Annotated in this window: 16 protein-coding genes; all 16 read left to right on the forward strand. The window is 32.1% G+C overall.

The annotated features are described in order from the left end of the window. Positions 1-113 precede the first annotated feature (113 nt). The 16 genes from QWY87_RS10560 to QWY87_RS10635 all read left to right on the forward strand — a co-directional run bounded on the left by QWY87_RS10560 (position 114) and on the right by QWY87_RS10635 (position 18,105). Entirely contained in the window at positions 114-719 is a 606-nt protein-coding gene (locus QWY87_RS10560; protein WP_290290976.1) for a hypothetical protein, read from the forward strand. A gap of 149 nt (positions 720-868) precedes the next feature. Next, the gene (locus tag QWY87_RS10565) at positions 869-1,399 is read left to right on the forward strand and encodes a hypothetical protein (RefSeq protein ID WP_290290977.1); all 531 of its coding nucleotides are present in this window, start codon (positions 869-871) and stop codon (positions 1,397-1,399) included. A 38-nt stretch (positions 1,400-1,437) separates the two neighbouring features. Then, positions 1,438-1,992, forward strand: a complete 555-nt coding sequence (locus QWY87_RS10570; protein ID WP_290290979.1) for a hypothetical protein — start codon at positions 1,438-1,440, stop codon at positions 1,990-1,992. 177 nt (positions 1,993-2,169) lie between these two features. Continuing rightward, positions 2,170-3,075, forward strand: a complete 906-nt coding sequence (locus tag QWY87_RS10575; RefSeq protein ID WP_290290981.1) for a DUF4349 domain-containing protein — start codon at positions 2,170-2,172, stop codon at positions 3,073-3,075. A gap of 165 nt (positions 3,076-3,240) precedes the next feature. Then, positions 3,241-4,056 (forward strand): hypothetical protein, encoded by an 816-nt coding sequence (locus tag QWY87_RS10580; RefSeq protein ID WP_290290983.1) that lies wholly within the window; start codon positions 3,241-3,243, stop codon positions 4,054-4,056. Between the two features lie 144 nt (positions 4,057-4,200). Then, positions 4,201-4,767, forward strand: coding sequence for a hypothetical protein (locus tag QWY87_RS10585; protein ID WP_290290985.1), 567 nt, complete (start codon positions 4,201-4,203; stop codon positions 4,765-4,767). A 171-nt stretch (positions 4,768-4,938) separates the two neighbouring features. Then, positions 4,939-6,435: a serine hydrolase domain-containing protein gene (locus QWY87_RS10590; protein ID WP_290290987.1), complete on the forward strand. Its 1,497-nt coding sequence runs from the start codon at positions 4,939-4,941 to the stop codon at positions 6,433-6,435. A 378-nt stretch (positions 6,436-6,813) separates the two neighbouring features. Continuing rightward, positions 6,814-8,247 (forward strand): SBBP repeat-containing protein, encoded by a 1,434-nt coding sequence (locus QWY87_RS10595; protein WP_290290989.1) that lies wholly within the window; start codon positions 6,814-6,816, stop codon positions 8,245-8,247. 156 nt (positions 8,248-8,403) lie between these two features. After that, a complete protein-coding gene (locus QWY87_RS10600) occupies positions 8,404-10,137 on the forward strand; it encodes a histidine kinase (protein ID WP_290290991.1) in 1,734 nt (577 codons plus the stop codon). Continuing rightward, positions 10,134-10,820 (forward strand): LytR/AlgR family response regulator transcription factor, encoded by a 687-nt coding sequence (locus QWY87_RS10605; protein WP_290290993.1) that lies wholly within the window; start codon positions 10,134-10,136, stop codon positions 10,818-10,820. The genes QWY87_RS10600 and QWY87_RS10605 overlap by 4 nt, the downstream gene beginning before the upstream one ends. Before the next feature lie 45 nt (positions 10,821-10,865). Next, entirely contained in the window at positions 10,866-11,972 is a 1,107-nt protein-coding gene (locus QWY87_RS10610) for a serine hydrolase domain-containing protein (protein ID WP_290290995.1), read from the forward strand. A gap of 342 nt (positions 11,973-12,314) precedes the next feature. After that, entirely contained in the window at positions 12,315-13,958 is a 1,644-nt protein-coding gene (locus QWY87_RS10615) for an AMP-binding protein (protein ID WP_290290997.1), read from the forward strand. 298 nt (positions 13,959-14,256) lie between these two features. Beyond that, the gene (locus tag QWY87_RS10620) at positions 14,257-15,009 is read left to right on the forward strand and encodes a type 1 glutamine amidotransferase domain-containing protein (RefSeq protein WP_290290998.1); all 753 of its coding nucleotides are present in this window, start codon (positions 14,257-14,259) and stop codon (positions 15,007-15,009) included. 258 nt (positions 15,010-15,267) lie between these two features. Further along, positions 15,268-15,756, forward strand: coding sequence for a nuclear transport factor 2 family protein (locus QWY87_RS10625; RefSeq protein ID WP_290290999.1), 489 nt, complete (start codon positions 15,268-15,270; stop codon positions 15,754-15,756). 241 nt (positions 15,757-15,997) lie between these two features. Next, positions 15,998-17,149, forward strand: coding sequence for a hypothetical protein (locus tag QWY87_RS10630; protein WP_290291000.1), 1,152 nt, complete (start codon positions 15,998-16,000; stop codon positions 17,147-17,149). Between the two features lie 167 nt (positions 17,150-17,316). Next, complete coding sequence (locus QWY87_RS10635; protein WP_290291002.1) at positions 17,317-18,105, forward strand: DUF6090 family protein; 789 nt, start codon at positions 17,317-17,319, stop codon at positions 18,103-18,105. Positions 18,106-18,222 lie beyond the last annotated feature (117 nt).

Below are 18,222 nucleotides of genomic sequence, written 5' to 3' on the forward strand. Positions count from 1 at the left end.
TTGTTTTGCAAGTGTTTTCTCAGAGTTTGAGATTGTCAAAAAAGTAAGAGTGAAAATAGAAAGTAATATTATATCAATCCACAACTAATCATAACCAATACGTTGCCAAGCATTTGAAGAAAATCGTACTCATATTGACAGTTTTGCTAATTCTAAGCTGTGACAAGCAAACAAATGAAATAAGATATTACCCTTCTTATTATCAGGTTTCAAAGGATAGTGTCTTAGTAATTGGATTGGATACTGTCAAATTAAATTTTCGCCAAATTACTAACGAGGTTGAGACATATTCATTTGATAATGGATACGGAAATCTTTTTGTAGAATTTGATGATGGTCAGATAAAAAAGAGGATAACTCCATTCGTTTATGGAGCGGGTTTGATAAGAGAAAAAAACGGTCTCACTGTAACAGATGACTCAATCTATATCGATGACGGTTATCCGATATCAGATTTAAAGTGGATTTTGAAAAGACATTATCTCAATAAAGGAAAAATACCACATCATTCTTCATCTCCTAAAAATGCATTTGTTGAAATGTTAGTTGACACAAATATGAATGGAGTTGATATAAAAAAAGTTTTAACAAAAATTACTCGTTCTTTTGACGAAGTAAAAAAGGAGATAAATGATACAATTGAATTGCACATCTATTTTTATAACATTAAAGAGGTGAAACCACCACCACCACTAAGATATCTAGAACAAACAAAGTAGAATAAACGCTAGGCAACAACGCATATAAGCAATAGCTTCAATTCGTAATACAAGGAAAATTAAAGTAGAAACAAACAATAAAGTATAAACAGCAATTTGGGGAGAGCTACTGCTCATATCCACACCGTTAGCTGTAATTCCAAACAACCTTGCCTGAAAAAAAATTAGAAGAAATAGTTTTATCGGTTATTCGGTATTTCAAAGGTCGCCCAACTAGAATGTTTATTGCTGTGTTTTCACCAATAGTGTTCCTTTTCATTATAAATTTTATTGACTTCTTTCTTCTTCCAACGGTTTATGATTCTGATGAAATTGATTCATTTTACGTGAGTAAATCAAATAGAGGCTCAATTAGGGCTTTTCATTATGAAACTAAAAAAGGGTACAATTTCTCCCTGCCAAATATTCGTATATATGAGAGCGAAATAAATGTGGAGCACACAATACTGTTCAAATCGATAACTTATGTAGAATCGGAGGGGAAAGATTATTCTCATACATTATCCTCGGATCTAAATGGATTTATGAAATATTTCCATTTACTTTTTCTATTCTCAATGATTATGGGGATTGTCACATTTGCCAGGGGAAAGCCAATATCCCATAATGTATTGTTGAATATCATTGGCTTCAATTCTTTAATGCTTCTTGTTTTAATCTATATGCTTTATTTATACTGAAATCAATGTAAATTTTAAAATACATCAATTATATATTTATGACAAATATTATATTAAAATCAAACTTTCAGTCCCATCAAAAATTAGTTTTAATTCTACTTTTTGTTGTCACATTTATTATTGGGTCATTAGTGCTCTTAGCATTCTTCGTTGGGGAGTCAAGTCTATCAGAGTGGAGAGTTGGTGATTTCATTGTTCTAATGTTCTTCCCGTTATCAATTTTCATAATGCTGAATCTTTTGAGTAAAAATGGTATTGTTATCGATAACAATCAATTATTCACATCGAAGTTCATTTTTAAAAAGCCTTGGTACAAGAGGAAGGTAGACATGACTGGAATGACGGACATCAGTATTCTAAAATTCAATGGAAAACAAAAATTTATGTTTGTTACTGCTGGCAGTCCAGATAAGGCGTATTCAGTTGAACTTCAAAAAGCATATGTTCTAAATGAAAAACATACAACAAAAAAACTATTGTTTGAAGTGAATAATGAGGAAATGGCGCAAGAAGCCGTTAATAAAATTTCAAAGGAAATTGGTCTGAATTTCGAAGCATACAATCCAAGATTCAGATCCAGAAAAAGAAGATGAAACTACAGCTAACAACGGGTATAATTAATTGTGGTTCAGAGCTATACCGAAGTTAGTCGTAATCTAAAAGTAAGAGTGAAAAGAGAAAGTAAAGTTAAATCTATCCACAACTAACCATACCCAATACGTTGTAGCCAATTAAACAAACACATATTATTTCAAGAAAAATCTGAACAAATGAAAAGAAAATTATTACTTATCATCTTTAGTATATCAATAATGTCCTGTACTGAAAAAGAAACAATCAATAGTGATTTGAGAGACATTGATGACATAGAAATTCCAATTACTCAAAGAATTCTAGAGGTAAAACCTCCACCCCCAGCATCAGAGAGATTTGAAATAGATGAATCTGAAATAGTTGAGATAATTGAAGAAGAGGAAATTGAGGATCAAACAGATCATTCAAATCAAATAGAAAAGAAAATAATAAAAGATGGTAGGATTGGAGTTGAAGTTGATGATTTAGAAGGGTCCAAAATTAAGATTGATCAATTAGTAAAATTGAAAGGGGCTTATTACTCCAAGGATCGATTCGATGATTCAGAATATGAGTCCTCTTACTTTTTGAAGATAAGAATACCAAGTGTTGAATTTGAAAGCTTTGTTTCTGAATTTGGATCTTACAATGGCAAAGTTATTTACAAAGAGATTAAATCAAGAGATGTTACATCAGAATTTTTAGATTTAGAAACTCGTCTGACCAATAAAAGGAAATATTTAGAGAAATATAGAGACTTACTTTCAAAAGCTAAAACTGTTAAGGATATTCTGGAAATAGAAAATGAAATAAGAGGATTAGAGGAAGAAATCGAGAGTACTGTTGGTCGATTAAAGTATTTAAAAGATTTAGTAGGCTATAGCACTTTAGATCTAGTTTTGACCAAAAAGAAAGATTTCAAATATACTCCAGAAGCCGAAGATAGTTTTGTGGAGAGATTGAAGGAATCATTTTCAAATGGATGGAAAACTGTAGTCAATTTTATTCTGATAATTTTTGGTTTATGGCCACTATGGTTGTTATTACCATTAATGATATACATATTTAGAAAATATAGAAAAAATCGAAAGGTAAAAGAGTAACTGGCTGCAACAACGGGTATGACCAATAGCTCTAATCATCCTTCGAAACGAAAATGAAACTGAAAAACAAACCAATTAATTAAAACCAACCAACGTGGGTGAGCTACTGCTCATACCCAATACGTTGGCGCATATATGACAAAATCATTATTCATATTATTTTTTATGACTGGATTAAACCAGTTGTTAGCTTGTGATTGTGAATACCCAAAACCGATAATGGAATTTTATTCTGCTGAACATGTATTTGAAGGAAAGGTGATTTCAAAAACTTATACCAAAGATTCCTTGCATTTTACAGTTAGATTAGAAGCTTTGAAACATTATAAGGTAGGGAACAATCCAAAATATATGGATTTTACGTTCTCATCAGAAGGGAGATTTACAGGAGTGATTACTTCATGTGATTGGTTTGTAGAAAAAAATGAAAACTGGCTTGTTTTCACAGAGATTCGGAACAGTAGATTAACATTTAACCCTATGTGTTCAAATTCTCAGTTGATTAAGGACGGTATTTCAAAACAGATGCGAGACCTTCTTGTTAAGGCAAACTCTTTCAATATTCATGATTACATTTTCAATCCCACCGAAATTCAATTTAATTCAATAAGTAATGTAAAATTAGATTCATTAGTTGGGAAAATTAGAAAAAAGCTAATGGGTGAACCAGAGTCTTTGCAGTTAGTAATGATTATTGATGAACAAGGTGAGTTAGAAAAAGTAAATGCTTATTTCCGCCCCCCATATAATATTTATAAGGATATGAAATTTGATTCAATTTATGGGCTTATAAGAGACTATAGCCCTAAGAAAAGAGATTCTTTAAAAGAAATTGAGCTCAATTTAATTGAATCAATATCTTTATTGAAAACCTGGAATATATTATCCCATAAGAAAACAAATGTGCCAGTTAAATATTATCTAAGTCCTGTTTTAATTTATAACGAAGATATTAGTGAATGGAAAATTTTGGGAAATTAATACATCCGCCAACAACGCATATAAGCAATAGCTTCAATTCGTAATACAAGGAAGATCAAAGTAAGAATAAACAATTAAAATATAATCAACTGTTGGGGAGAGCTACTGCTCATATCCCCACCGTTGCCAAACATTAAGACATAGATGAAAAGAGGAAAATTATTTTACGAAATAACATTCGTTATTGGTTTGATTCTGCTTTTTGTCCAGTTACCTCTAATTCTTAAAACAATAATTGACTTTTACATTCCGATTGGAATAGTCCTATCTGTTGGTTTTATTTCATGCTTGATAGATTATAAAAATTATAGCGATTTATATGGATATGAGAACCACGTCGGAGTATATAGTTATAGAGGAAAGCAAAGATATTTAAATCCTTTTATGCACTTTTCGGTAAGTTATGGAGGAATAATAATATTTTTATTTTTTGCTTCGAATTATTATTTGTCGAACAAATTTGAAACAAAAACTCAATATGATATCTTAGATAAAGGCTCCTATAATGTTAAAGACAGTTCTGGAAAAAAGCCTTATTTCGTGGTAAATTATAAAGGAAAGAGTAAGGAATTTGTATTTACAGAAAGAGATTTTGAAGACCTAGATGAAAGTAAAAAAATAGAAATCACTACCAAAAAAGGGTTCTTTAATTATGATATCTTAATTGATAAAAAAATAGTAAAAACGTTAGGCAACAACGGTTATAATTAATTGTTTTGTAATCGCTTTATCAGAGTTTGAGATTGTCAAAAAAGTAAGAGTGAAAAGAGAAAGTAAATTTAAATCAATCCACAACTAATCATAACCAAACCGTTGCTAATTGTCACATTCATTCTTCTTGCTCGTCTTTCCGTTTTAATTTATACCAAAACGTATCTAGCAATGAAAATAAGAAACTTGACATTTATTCTACTATTTAACATAATAACTTTAACCCTAACTGGTCAAAACACAACAGATTTTGAATGGCCAGAAAATGAAATAACGCCAATATTCAAAGAATTTGTAAAAGCGTATAATACAAATGATCTAAAAAAATTGGAAGCTTTTACATCGAAACATTACGAAAAAGACTTTAAAAAAGCTGCCGCGTATTGGCCAAGTGTTTTTGCTGATTATGGACAAATAGAAGCCTTTTCAGAAGAAACAAGTTGGTCTGATAAAAACAGACTGGCTATTTGGTTTCATGGGAAGCACACTAAAAATTGGGTAATAATCATGTTGCGAATGAATCCAGAGAACACCAAAATTATTGGAAAATCAGTTAGTAGAGGCTCTCGTCCTTCAGGAAATCTTCCTCCTTACAGTCGTGTTTCTTCAAAAGAAATGAAACCCTATTTAAAAAAATACCTAAAGAAGTTGCACAAGCTAGATCATTTTTCGGGGTCTGTATTGGTAGCTAAAGGGAATACTATTTTATTTGAAGAGTCCTATGGTGAGCGCAACAAAAAAAGAAATACAAAAAACAACGCAAATACCTCTTTTAATATTGCTTCAACTACAAAAACGTTTACTGGTGTTGCTATAGCGAAACTTGCAGAACAAGGAAAGCTCAAATTTACCGATCCTATTAGTAAGTTTATCCCAGAATACCCTAAAGATATTTCCAACCAAGTTACGATTCATCATTTATTAACTCACACTTCTGGCATAGAACTGGATGATTATGAACCATTCAATCTAGACAATGACAAAGCTAAAAACCTCAATGAGGCTTTAAAAGCTCAAGTAACACATTTAGACTCATTAAATGAGGGTCGAAGAAAAAATTTTAAAGTGTTAAATAAATATGATTATTCAAATGAAGAATTTGTTTTATTAGGTATAATTATAGAACGAGTGAGTGGCATGTCTTATGGAGAATGCATCGAACAAAGTATTTTTAAGCCCCTTAATATGAAAAACTCTTTTGCAGATATTCATAAATTAACTACTCACCAAAATAAAGCCATTGGCTATACGTATAAAGACACTGAATCTAATTTTATTGGAGGTACAAGATGCGAAAATGGAGGAGTTGGTCTTTATTTGGCCCCAGACGGAGGCATTTATTCTACTACTACAGATTTGTATACTTATTTTAAAGCAATCAATACTCATACCATTGTAAGCAAAGGAACCCAAGAACTATTGCACAAAAAACACGCTAAATTCTTTGTAGATAAAGATGAAAGTAGACATTATGGGTATGGTTTTCAGCTAAATCAAGTTGGAGAAGCAATAACTATTGGGCATGGAGGTACATATCCTGGTGTTGGAAGTCGTTTTGAGTATTATCCAAAAGAAAATTACTATGTTATTGTATTAAGTAATTACGGGTCAATGGCTGGTAGTGCAGTTGCTGCCCATATTAAAGATCTAATAGAGCCAAATCATTAATAGTTTACTTCTGTTCTATTGCATTTATGCATAATAAAACTAGCTTCAACAATGTATAAAAACAATAGCGGTTTGGGTTTATTCTCAAACCGTTTTATTTAAATAAGTATATTGCTAACTGAAAAGTAAATGCGTTTTATCCGCCACTGCTCATATCCACACCGTTGGCAGCCATTTTAACAAAAATATTCCGTTATCAATATAAATTACTTTTATTAGACAATAATTAAAGTATTACTACTAGCATTAAAACACTCCTAATAGCATGCAAAAGTGATTTTTGAAAGATCCTCGTGCGTTTCATCATATTCATATAATAGTTTAGTTGGTTTTTAATCAATTTTGATTTTTAAAAAAACCTTAATCTTAATATAAATTATGAAATATCTACCAATTACTTTATTAATCACAATACTATTTACTTTCAATAAATTGCATAGTCAAGCCACCGATTCAGAAATTGTATTCTCAACTTACTTAGGCAATATAGGTGACGATGATGCTGATGTTGTTACAGTAGATGCCAAAGGAAACACATATTTAGGATGTCATTCAAACTCTGCAAGCTTAAACCTCCCTGAAGAGAAACAATACAACTTAAAGAATGGCATAGATGCATTTGTTGTAAAATTGAATGGCAATGGTACAAAGATGGATTATATAACTCAACTTGGAGGGTCTCAATGGGATGCCGTTCAAGGTCTTATTTCGGATTCTGAAGGTAATATCTATGCTGTAGGAACGACTTACTCTGCTGACTTCCCAATTAACATCAATGAGTTTCAATCGAAATTTGGAGGAATGAGCGATGCTTTTGTTCTTAAACTCAATACTAAAGGTGAGATAATGTGGTCAACCTTTATCGGTGGCAGTAAAAATGAAGACGGTAGAGGGATTGCTCTTGACCAACAAGGAAATGTTCATATAGTTGGACGCACTGAGTCTAATGACTTTCCTATTTTACCAGGTGCGCTACAGCCAAAGTCAGCTGGAAAGATAGATACATTTTTTGCTACCCTTAACTCTGAGGGGAAAATGATGACAACGTCCTATTTAGGTGGATCAGGGAATGACATTGGGTTCTCAATCGATATAGACAACAAAGGAAGACGCTACATCGCTGGCACGACCAATTCTTCCGATTTTCCTTTATACAATTCTATCCAAGAAACAAAACATGGCAAAGATGACATATTCTTCGCTGTTATAGACGCTACTGGATCAACTTTGGAATATTCCAGTTATTTAGGAGGTGATGAAAACGAACAACTTTATGGTCTCGCTCTTGGGCCTAATGAGAATATTTTCTTGACTGGAATTACAAATTCATCAGATTTTCCAACAACACCGAATGGATATCAACCAATACATTCAGGAGAGAGCGATGTCTTTGTTTCCAAATTTAATATACAAGAAAAAAGAATGACATATTCAACTTTTTTAGGTGGAGAAGGTGATGATAGTTCAAGGGATCTTATCATTGATGATGAAGGCAATGCATTTATTGTAGGTAAAACGACTTCCACTAATTTTCCAATTGTAAATAATTCTCATTCAATGCTACGTGGTCGTACTGATGCATTTATTACTTTGCTCGATTCTAGCGGATCATTTCTAATTTATTCCACTATTTTCGGTGGACAAGGTATGGAAACCTTTGAAGGTGTTGCTTTGGGTAACGATGGTTCACTGACTGTTTCTGGCTTATCAAGTTCTTTAGATTACCCAACGGTGAATCCAATTCAAGATTCATTTCTTGGTGGTCGGTTCGATATGGTTACTACCCGCTTGATTATTCCTAAACAGGAATAACCCGCTATTAATAAAAAAGAAAAAGTATTTTTAAACTCAATTTAAACTTTTAGGTAAAATTGAAATTCATACTCACAATAATAAGTTTGCTGTTATTGGTTATCAAACCTCTGACAATCCTGAATATACAGGAAATACAATAAAGATAAGTTTTAAATGATGTCAAAATTTTTGTTTTTATTATCGATAATCTTATTAAGTCTTGGTTTACAAGCTCAAGAGAAAAACCTTTATGACGGTACAGAAATTGACTTACGCAATTTTAAAATTTCCAAATTATATAAGGGCGTTAATAAATCATTTGTAAATGATAATTTAGACGGAAGTGAAGTTTATTCCATAGTTAGTAAAGAAAAGAATATTTGGCATCTTGAAATTCCATTTATCCTTTCAGGTAAAATAAAAGACGAACAGGATATTTGGCTTCAATATAGGTCTAGTATAAGTGCCACTCATATTTATATAAATAATAAACTTCTGTTAACAAACGGAATTGTAGGGAATTCGACTGAAACAGAAACTAGTGGTAAAAATCTTGTACGAAAAAGAATTCCTCGAGGCTATTTGAATAATGGTGACAACCATATAGAACTTGTTTTTTCAAATTACAATAATCAGGATGCCGCAGCGCTTAGAGATGTATCTATTGGAACTTTTGAAGGGTTTCAGGCACACTCGTTTGTTATGTCCATGGCTCCAATACTTTTTTCAGGGATTTTTATTTTTGCAGTTCTCATCAATATTGCACTCTATTTTTCTTTAAATAAGCAAAAAGTATTTCTAGCCTTAGGAATTTTGTTCTTGACCAACTTTTTTTTAGTAATACATGATGCTCTATATTGGAACGGATTAGTTCCGACATCATCATTTATAAACAGTAGCAGCCTACATAGAGGGCTTGGATTCTTTATTTATTTTATGCTGCTTTTTGTTTTGTACTATGAATACAATTTGAAGAGAAAACAACTGTTTTTTTCTATACTTATTTTCGTAGCTGTTGCAATACTTTCGAACTTTACACCATTTTCAACAGTACTTATTTTAAGCTTAGTACCATTTTCATTTTCCCTTTACTTTTCAACCCTAAAAAATAAAAACACTTACTTAATAACAGCATCATTATTTCTTGTGTTTCTTCTCAATTTAATCGATGAATATGACCTAATCGAAAATTTTGATTACGGTAATCTATTTGTAACATCTCTTATTTTTAAGATAAACAATTTTGGAGTAGTAATTTTCGCAGTTGTTATGATTTTTACTTCTGCCAAAGGAATACTACAAAAAACAAAGGATTTAAATGAAACAGAAATAAAGTTAGAACTCTTAGAATATCAGTTTTTACAGAAGCATATACAACCACATTTTCTAATGAATTCGTTAATGTCATTACAGCAATTAATTTCTACAAATACTGAAAATGCTAAAATTATGATTGAAGCCCTTTCTGAAGAATTTCATTTATTAACTACGATGAGTAAACAGAAAATGGTACTGATGTCCGACGAAATAGAAATGTGTAAAGCGCATTTGCAAATAATGAGTATACAGCAAAAATCCAACTATAAAATGATTACTCATGGTTTTAATGGTAATGAATTGATACCGCCAGCTGTTATTCATACACTTGTAGAAAATGGAGTTACACATGGATATTCTGGAAGCCAAGATGCGATTTTTGAATTGAATAAAGTTGAATTAGATGATGTTGTAATTTATACTCTTTTTAATGATAGCAACTTTACTAACCAATTGGAAAAACAAACAACAGGAACTGGATTAAAATATGTTGAAGCGCGTTTGGATGCATGTTATCATAATAAATGGAAAATGCATTCCAGAAGAGTTGAAAATGGCTGGGAAGTTATAATAGAAATTCAAACAAAATGAAAACACTAATTGTAGAAGATGTAACTTTGGTAGCAGAACGTATTGCCGATTTGGTTAAAACTTATTTACCAGATTGTACTACAAAAATTGCGCACTCACTATACGATGCCAAGTTCTGTATTAATGAAGAAGTTTATGATTTATTATTATTAGATTTGAATTTAAACGGCAAAGATGGTTTTGAGCTACTTAAATTTGCTGTTGCAGCTTCTTTTCAAACTATCGTAATTACTGCTAATAAAGATCAAGCCTCACAGGCATTTGATCACGGAATCCTCGATTTTATAAGTAAACCAATTTCAGAAAAGCGATTTAAAATAGCCATAGATCGTTTTTTAAGTAACGACAATATGAATCGTGAAAACTTAAAAAGTTTGTCTATCAAATCAAAAGGGGTTATTGAATTAATTCAAATTGATGAAATTGAATATATTAAGGCTTCTGGCAACTATTCTGAAATCTATACCCTGAGTAAAAAACAGTATTTGCATGACAAAAATCTTGATAAACTATTGAGGATTTTACCAAAAAATTTTATTAGAGTTCACCGTTCATATATTATTCCTAAAGAAGGTATCCTTAAAGTAATAAAACATGGAGGTGGTAAATACGATATCGAATTGAAAAGCGGATTTCATATTCCACTTAGTCGAGAAATTTATAAACAATATTTTTTAAAGTAAAATATAATATCAATAAAAAATATCAGGTTAAACTGAAAAGATAATATGAAAAACACTTTTTTAATAACTCTATATACAGCAACACTACTAAGTTGTAGTAACAATGTTCAGCAAAAATTACCGGCTGACATAGAAAAAGAAGTACAAAATCGGATAGATACGGGATATCATTTAAACACAGTGATTGGAATTATAGACAAGAATGGAACACGGTTTTATAACTATGGTCAAATGTCCTTAACCGATAGTTTAAAACCGAATGAAAATTCAATTTTTGAGATTGGTTCTATCGCAAAAGTATTCACAACAGCACTTCTTGCAGATTTAGAACTTGATAAAGAAATTGAAATCAGCAATTCAATTAAACATTACATGCCAGTGTTTGAACAAGTATTGGCAAACAGCAACAGAGACATAACTTTGGAAGACTTGATAAATCACACATCTGGACTTCCACGCAATCCTACCAATGTAAATAGGGATGATTCCAATCGATTAAGTGATTATTCAAAAGCTGATTTAATAGAGTTTTTATCTAGTTATACTGTAGATAGTGATACAAAAGAATATTTATATTCCAATTTAGCCTATGTAGCTCTTGAATATGCAGTTGAAGCAAAAATGGAAAAAAGCTATGAATCCCTAATGAACGAAAGAATTTTCGGAACCTTGGGCATGAATGACTCCTATTTTGTTGTTCCTAATGCTAAGAGAGACCGCTTAGTTACACCTTATAGAAGTGGAGAACATGTAGAGGAATTAGATGAAGGGGAGTTCCCAGCTGGTGGTGGTATAAAAACAACTGCAAAAGAAATGCTTAGTTTTATTTCAGCTCAACTTGGTATGCACCCAACAACTTTAGACCCAGCTCTCAAATTAACACATGAAGAACGGTTTTCAAATATTGATGGGGAATACGGATTGGAATATGAAGGGAAATTAGGATTGGCATGGGATATAATGGAAAGAAAAGAATCGGTTAAAACAATCCATTATCATAAGGGAGGAACCAACGGGTTTGTAAGTTTTGCTGGTTTTAATCTTGAAGATCAAATTGGTGTTGTAGTACTTGCAAGTGGGCATCGTTGGTATAGTGATCTAGGGTTTAAAATTTTAGATCCTTCTTACCCCTTGACTATAACTGAAGAATAAAACGGCTTCTAACACTGTATAAAATTAATTGCTAGTACAAGCTTACTTACGAAAATCCTTGCGGATTTTCTAGTTGGTTTTGTATTTACTAAATTAGGTGCGTTAATCAACGCTACTAATCTTATACCAAACATTGGCTGTAATTAGAATAAAATAGCTATTTGAACAAAAGTCCGAATTAATCAAACCTACCTGACGGTAGGCAGGTAGAAAATTTTGAAAGACATTGAGTTTTCAAAATTTCGAATAAAGAGAACTTCAGAAGTAAGCAAAGTACGACAAGTGTAACTCAAAAAACATTTAAAAAAAACTTTCCTATATTTATTGAATAACGTTTTTATTATGCCTGAATTTCAAACACCCTTAGACGCATTTCTTAAATGGGAAAAGCAGATTCCTAATCAGATTTTTTTAAACCAACCTGTTAATGGGAAAAACATTTCCTACACATTTGCCAGAGCAGGCGAAGAAGCTCGTAAAATTGCTTCTGCTTTAAAAGGCTATAATCTCCCTGAACATAGCCATGTGGCATTACTATCTAAAAATTGTGCCCATTGGATTTTGTCTGACCTTGCTATTATGATGGCAGGCTGTGTGTCGATTCCTATTTATCCAACACTTAATGCAGACAGTGTGAATCAGATACTGGTTCATAGCGAATCTAAAGCCATTATTGTTGGGAAGCTGGATAAGTTTGAATCTCAAAAAACAGGGATACCAGATATTCACAAAATTTCTGTTGGTCTTTATGGTGAAAATGAAGGTGATCTGTGGGAGGATATTGTTTTAAAAGAAAAAAAATTAGAGAAGGTTTATATTCAAAAACCAGACGATCTAATTACAATTATTTATACTTCAGGTACTACAGGAACCCCCAAAGGTGTGATGCATTCGGTTAATAATTTTATTGTCACTACTTATACCGGAATCACAATGTTTTCAATTCCAAATCACAGCAAATTATTTTCGTATTTGCCATTAGCTCATGTAGCAGAACGATTATTGACTGGTATATCGGGCATTGTCTCTGGCGCAGAATTTAGCTTTCCGGAATCATTAGATACATTTGCGTTAGATTTAGAAAAATGTCAGCCGTATCTATTTTTTGCAGTACCACGAATTTGGACTAAATTTCAAGAAAAGATATTAAGTAGTATTCCACAGAAAAAGCTGAATCTGTTATTAAAAATTCCTTTGGTAAACACTATCATTAAAAAGAAATTGAAGCAAAAATTAGGATTAAGTAATGCTAAAATTATTGTTTCTGGAGCAGCACCATTATCACTAAGTTTAATTAAGTGGTATCAAAAAATAGGTATTACTATTTTGCAAGGATATGGCATGACCGAAGATTGTATAATTTCTCATGCAAATTTGCCAGACTCCAATAAAATAGGTTCAGTAGGAAAAGCTGTTTCTGGTGTTAAAACAAAGTTATCTCCTGAAGGTGAAATACTTATTAAAAACAACTGTTTATTTTTAGGGTATTTTAGAGCTCCAGAAATTACAGCATCTGTTTTTGACGACGATGGTTATTTCAAGACGGGTGATTGTGGTGAATACGATCACGATGGATTTCTAACTATTATTGGACGTGTTAAAGATCAATTTAAAACAGATAAAGGCAAGTATATTTCACCATCTCCAATTGAGTTAGAACTATCTAAAAATACCGACATTGAGCAAATTTGTATAGTAGGTACTGGAATTCCACAACCTATTGCATTAATCACGATTTCAGAATTAGGCAAAGCCAAATCAAAAAAAGAATTATCTAAAAGTTTAATTCATACTATAGAACAAGTGAATCCCAGTTTAGAAAAGCATGAAAAAATTGAAAAAGTGGTGATTATGAAAGAAGATTGGAATGTTGATAATGGCTTAACTACCCCAACCTTGAAATTGAAACGCAATAGTATTGAAAAGATTCACCAAGAGTATTACAAATCATGGTTTGAGATGACTGAACCTGTGATTTTTGAATAGATAAGCTTATAGTACTTAAACATGAGTTTAGTGTACTTTATGAATATGCATTTATAATGGATCGCACTAAAACAAAAATGTAGAAATAAAAAACTATAGCCAACACGGTGTATAATTAATTGCTTGATTTCTGCCTACTTGCGAAAACCCTACACATTTTCTCAACATCTGGTTTCCTTTTACTAAATTAGTTGCGCTAGACTTGCAACTAACCATACACAATCACGTTGGCATTAATTGAAAGACCGTAACACTCTTCTCTATTTATTGTCTTATACAAAATTCAATCAATTAAAAAATGAAAAAAATACTTTTAGCAGTGTTGGTATTACTAATCTTTATTTCTTGTAAAAATGAGATAACTGAAAAGGAAAGAATATTAATTATCGTCTCAAACACCGAGGATATGGGAGACCCAGAAAAACACTTTGCCGGTAACAATCTTTGGGAAGTAGCACCTCCATATCATATTTTTGTTTCTCATGGATATGAAGTTGATTTTGTTTCACCAACTGGTGGAAAAGTCCCATTTTCAATGGATCCTGTTGGAATCAGTAGTTATACTATAAAGTATGAAAATTTTAATGGTAATGTTGAAAATTCACTTACACCTGACCAAGTAGATTATAAAAACTATAAAGCCGTTTTTATTGGTGGTGGATATGGACCATTGTTTGATGTAGCCAATAACAAAAAATTATTATCAATTATAGCTAACATTTACGAAAATGGTGGAATAGTAGGAGGTTGTGGACATGGACCTGGTGCTTTAGCAAATGTCAAACTTAGCAATGGTGACTATATGGTTAAAGGTAAAAAAGTGACAGGTTTCCCAAATTCGACTGAGATTACTAAAAGTTGGGCTAAAGAAGGAACTTTATTACCTGTAATGCTGGAGGACCAATTAAAAGATAATGGAGGAATATTTCAAACTAAAAGTGATTTGAATGATAAACACGATATAGTAATTGATAAGAGAATTGTGACGACCATGTTTCTTCCCTCTTCAGCCATAGTTGCCAAAGAAATGATTAAACAAATAGAAAACTAATGCCAACAATGTTTATAAGTAATAACGGTTTAAGTGGGAAATAAAAGCAAGAACAGAAAATAAAGATCAGTGCAAAACCGAAAGGTTTGTGAGTAAAAATCCGCTACTAACCATACACAATCACGTTGTATGCAATTAGATGTTTCAAGAAATATAGGTCAAATATTAGCACCATTGTCTTTAATAAGTGTACTCAGATTACTTTGAATCATTAGTTTGGATTAATTTAGTTTCTATAAATCATTAAAAAAATACAAAATGAAAAAGTATAACAGTCTATCTATTATAATTGCTCTTCTATTTGTAATTCTTTCATCATGTTCAGAAAAAAAATCAGATAAGCCAGATATTGTAAATGACCTATTCCCTGAGGTTCAAAATGAATTGAGGGAAGTCATTCATTCAATAGTCAAGGACTGCGAAACAGCCAATTTGGATGGACTTAAAACAACACACTTGTTAAGTGATAAATTTACAAAATTTGGTCCCCGGAGTTTTGAGAGACAAGATGTAGAGAGTACAAACGAGTCCGAGTTAGCATTTTTTGGCTCAGTTTCAAATTACAAAGAGGAAGTAAAAGATCTGAAGATTGATGTTTTTGGAGAAATTGGAATAGCAACTTTTTACCGTTTCGTTTCTTTTGAACAAGATGGTGAAGAAAAAAATGTTAATGTTCGTCAAACATATGTATTCTTAAAAACCAGTGATGGGTGGAAAATTATTCATGAGCATGGGAATAAACCTTAAAATAAAGAATGACTGTAGCGGTGTGATTTATTAAAACTGCAAACAACAACGGCTATTCGAAATACGGTGGTTCGGGCTTAACCAAAGGTCAGTGACAACTAAAGTTACCACCAAATCACAGATTTGGTCATTATAAAGAAAAATTTAAAAACAAAATACTGTAATTTGGCTCGTGCAGCCTCGGAAATAATCGCTGATCTATTTCCGTACTACGCATAGCCAATACGTTAACTGTAATTAAATGAAAAAAATAGTCATCCTACATCTACTTTGCATTTCTGCCTTTTCAGGTTTTTCTCAGTCCCTATATGAGCCAGAGGAACAAATCTCTTTTGCGAAAGAAGATAGACCACTAAAGTATTATGTAGCTCAAGCGGATTTATGGTGGAACGAACTACAAAAGGATTTAAAAAACGAAAAAAGTTGGTACAACTATTACCGAGCTAACCGTAATGCTCAGGGAACTGCCAACTGGAGTACAGATTTTGTTAAGGAAGGGCCTAACTTGATGCTTGGGAAAGACATTGTTAAGGTAATGGGTGAACAAATACCTGATTCTTTCACTTATAATTTTGTGAGGGGTTCAACGGCTGCTGTGTATCCTGGAGAGGGTAAATATCTATTGAAAGCGTACCAAATGAATCCTGATTTTCCTGGTTTATTGGCTACTGTAGCAACTTATGCAACTAGCACCCATAATTTAGCTTTGAGACAAGAAGCTAATAAAAAGTGGTTTAAAAAACGTGAGTTTCCAATTAGCTTAATGAATTATGCGTACAATACTTTACAATCAGTTGCCGAAAACGGGGTTTTACTAACCCAGCACGACAATGATACTTATCCGGTATGGATGCTTCAGGATGCAAAGAATATGCGTACGGATATACTAGTAATAAATATTGACTTTCTGTTATTTGACGGGTACCGAGACACTATTTTTAAGCAATTGAATATCCCTCCTTTCCTTTTAGAAAAGATTGATGTCAATGAATACGAAACCAATTGGGAAAATGTAGTGCAACATTTTTTATTTCATTATAAGGGAGACAGGCCAATTCATATTGGTTTAACAGTATCCGAGAAATGGTATCAACCCTTTATAGATGACTTAGAAGTAGGTGGTTTAACCAGAACATTCAAAACTCAACCAGACTGTAATATAAAGCTATTTGAGCGTGAGCTGATTCTAGATTATCTAAAAGCCGACTTGGAGTTTACTACTTTACTGCCAAGAATAAGGGAAATGAATACCGGTTATCTACTTTTTTTTGATGAGATTTATGATCAACTCAACCTGAAAAACAAGCAATTTGTCCAAGAGGTGGCTCATAAAATAATTTCTAACAACGAAATTTTAAAAAAAAAAGAATATTATGAATCAAGGTTCCATTAGAAAAAAATGCAGTTAACATCGGCTATAGCAAATGCGGCCTGACTGATTTAAAAATGAAAATAATACAATAAAACAAATTTACGGTAGGCGGACAATAAAGCGGTTTCAAAATCCCGCACTTGCCATAGCCATTACCGTTGTGCTCTATTATAAGAAACCCCTAACTAATGATAAAATTCTTTCGAAAAATACGCTACGACCTTATGGATAAAAACAAAACAGGAAAGCCTGCCTTGCCGGCAGGCAGGTATTTTAAATATGCTATTGGTGAAATTATACTTGTAGTTATTGGGATTTTAATAGCCATTCAGCTTAACGATTTAAACGAAAATAGAAAAGAACACAAGAAGGAATTATCCTTTATTAAAAAACTGCAAGAAGATATCAATTTCGATATTCGACATTTAACTAAGCAAGATTCCATTTTGGCAGGTTATCTATCCAATCAAGAAAAAATACCAGAACTATTACTTAAAGCAACATCAGTAAAAGATATTGCGAATATTGAATCGGTAATGCACTACAGTTGGAATAATATAGAGATAAATAGAAAGACGTATAATGAAATGCTCAATACTAGCGGAATTTATATTATTAAGAACAAAGAATTACTAATTCATTTAAACGAGCATTATGCTTTAATAGAAAAGTATCAACAATTCATGAGAGAAATAACTGAGGATGGACGAGAGTATATGAAAAATCCCGATTTAAATACCTTCCGATTTTTGAAAAAATACTATAGAAATCCCGAATTCGATATAAATAAAATTGACACGAGTTGGATAGGGAATTATAATTCACCTACCTATTTAGCTTTATCCAGACATTATAACCATGTGATAGGTGGTGTTAATGGAAATAAAAGAATCTATATTAAAGAAATACTTACTAGCAGCAATGCATTGGTAAACGAAATTAAACAAGAATTAACGATAAGAAATTACAACAATTAAATAACGAACGCACAACAATGGCTATAAGTAATTACTTGTTCTCGCTTACTTTGGAAATTCCGCAGGAATTTCCAACTCGGTGTGTACCTGCCAGCCGGCAAGGCAGGCTTGCAAAGT

Source organism: Lutimonas halocynthiae (assembly GCF_030409835.1).
Taxonomy (GTDB): Bacteria; Bacteroidota; Bacteroidia; order Flavobacteriales; family Flavobacteriaceae; genus Lutimonas; species Lutimonas halocynthiae.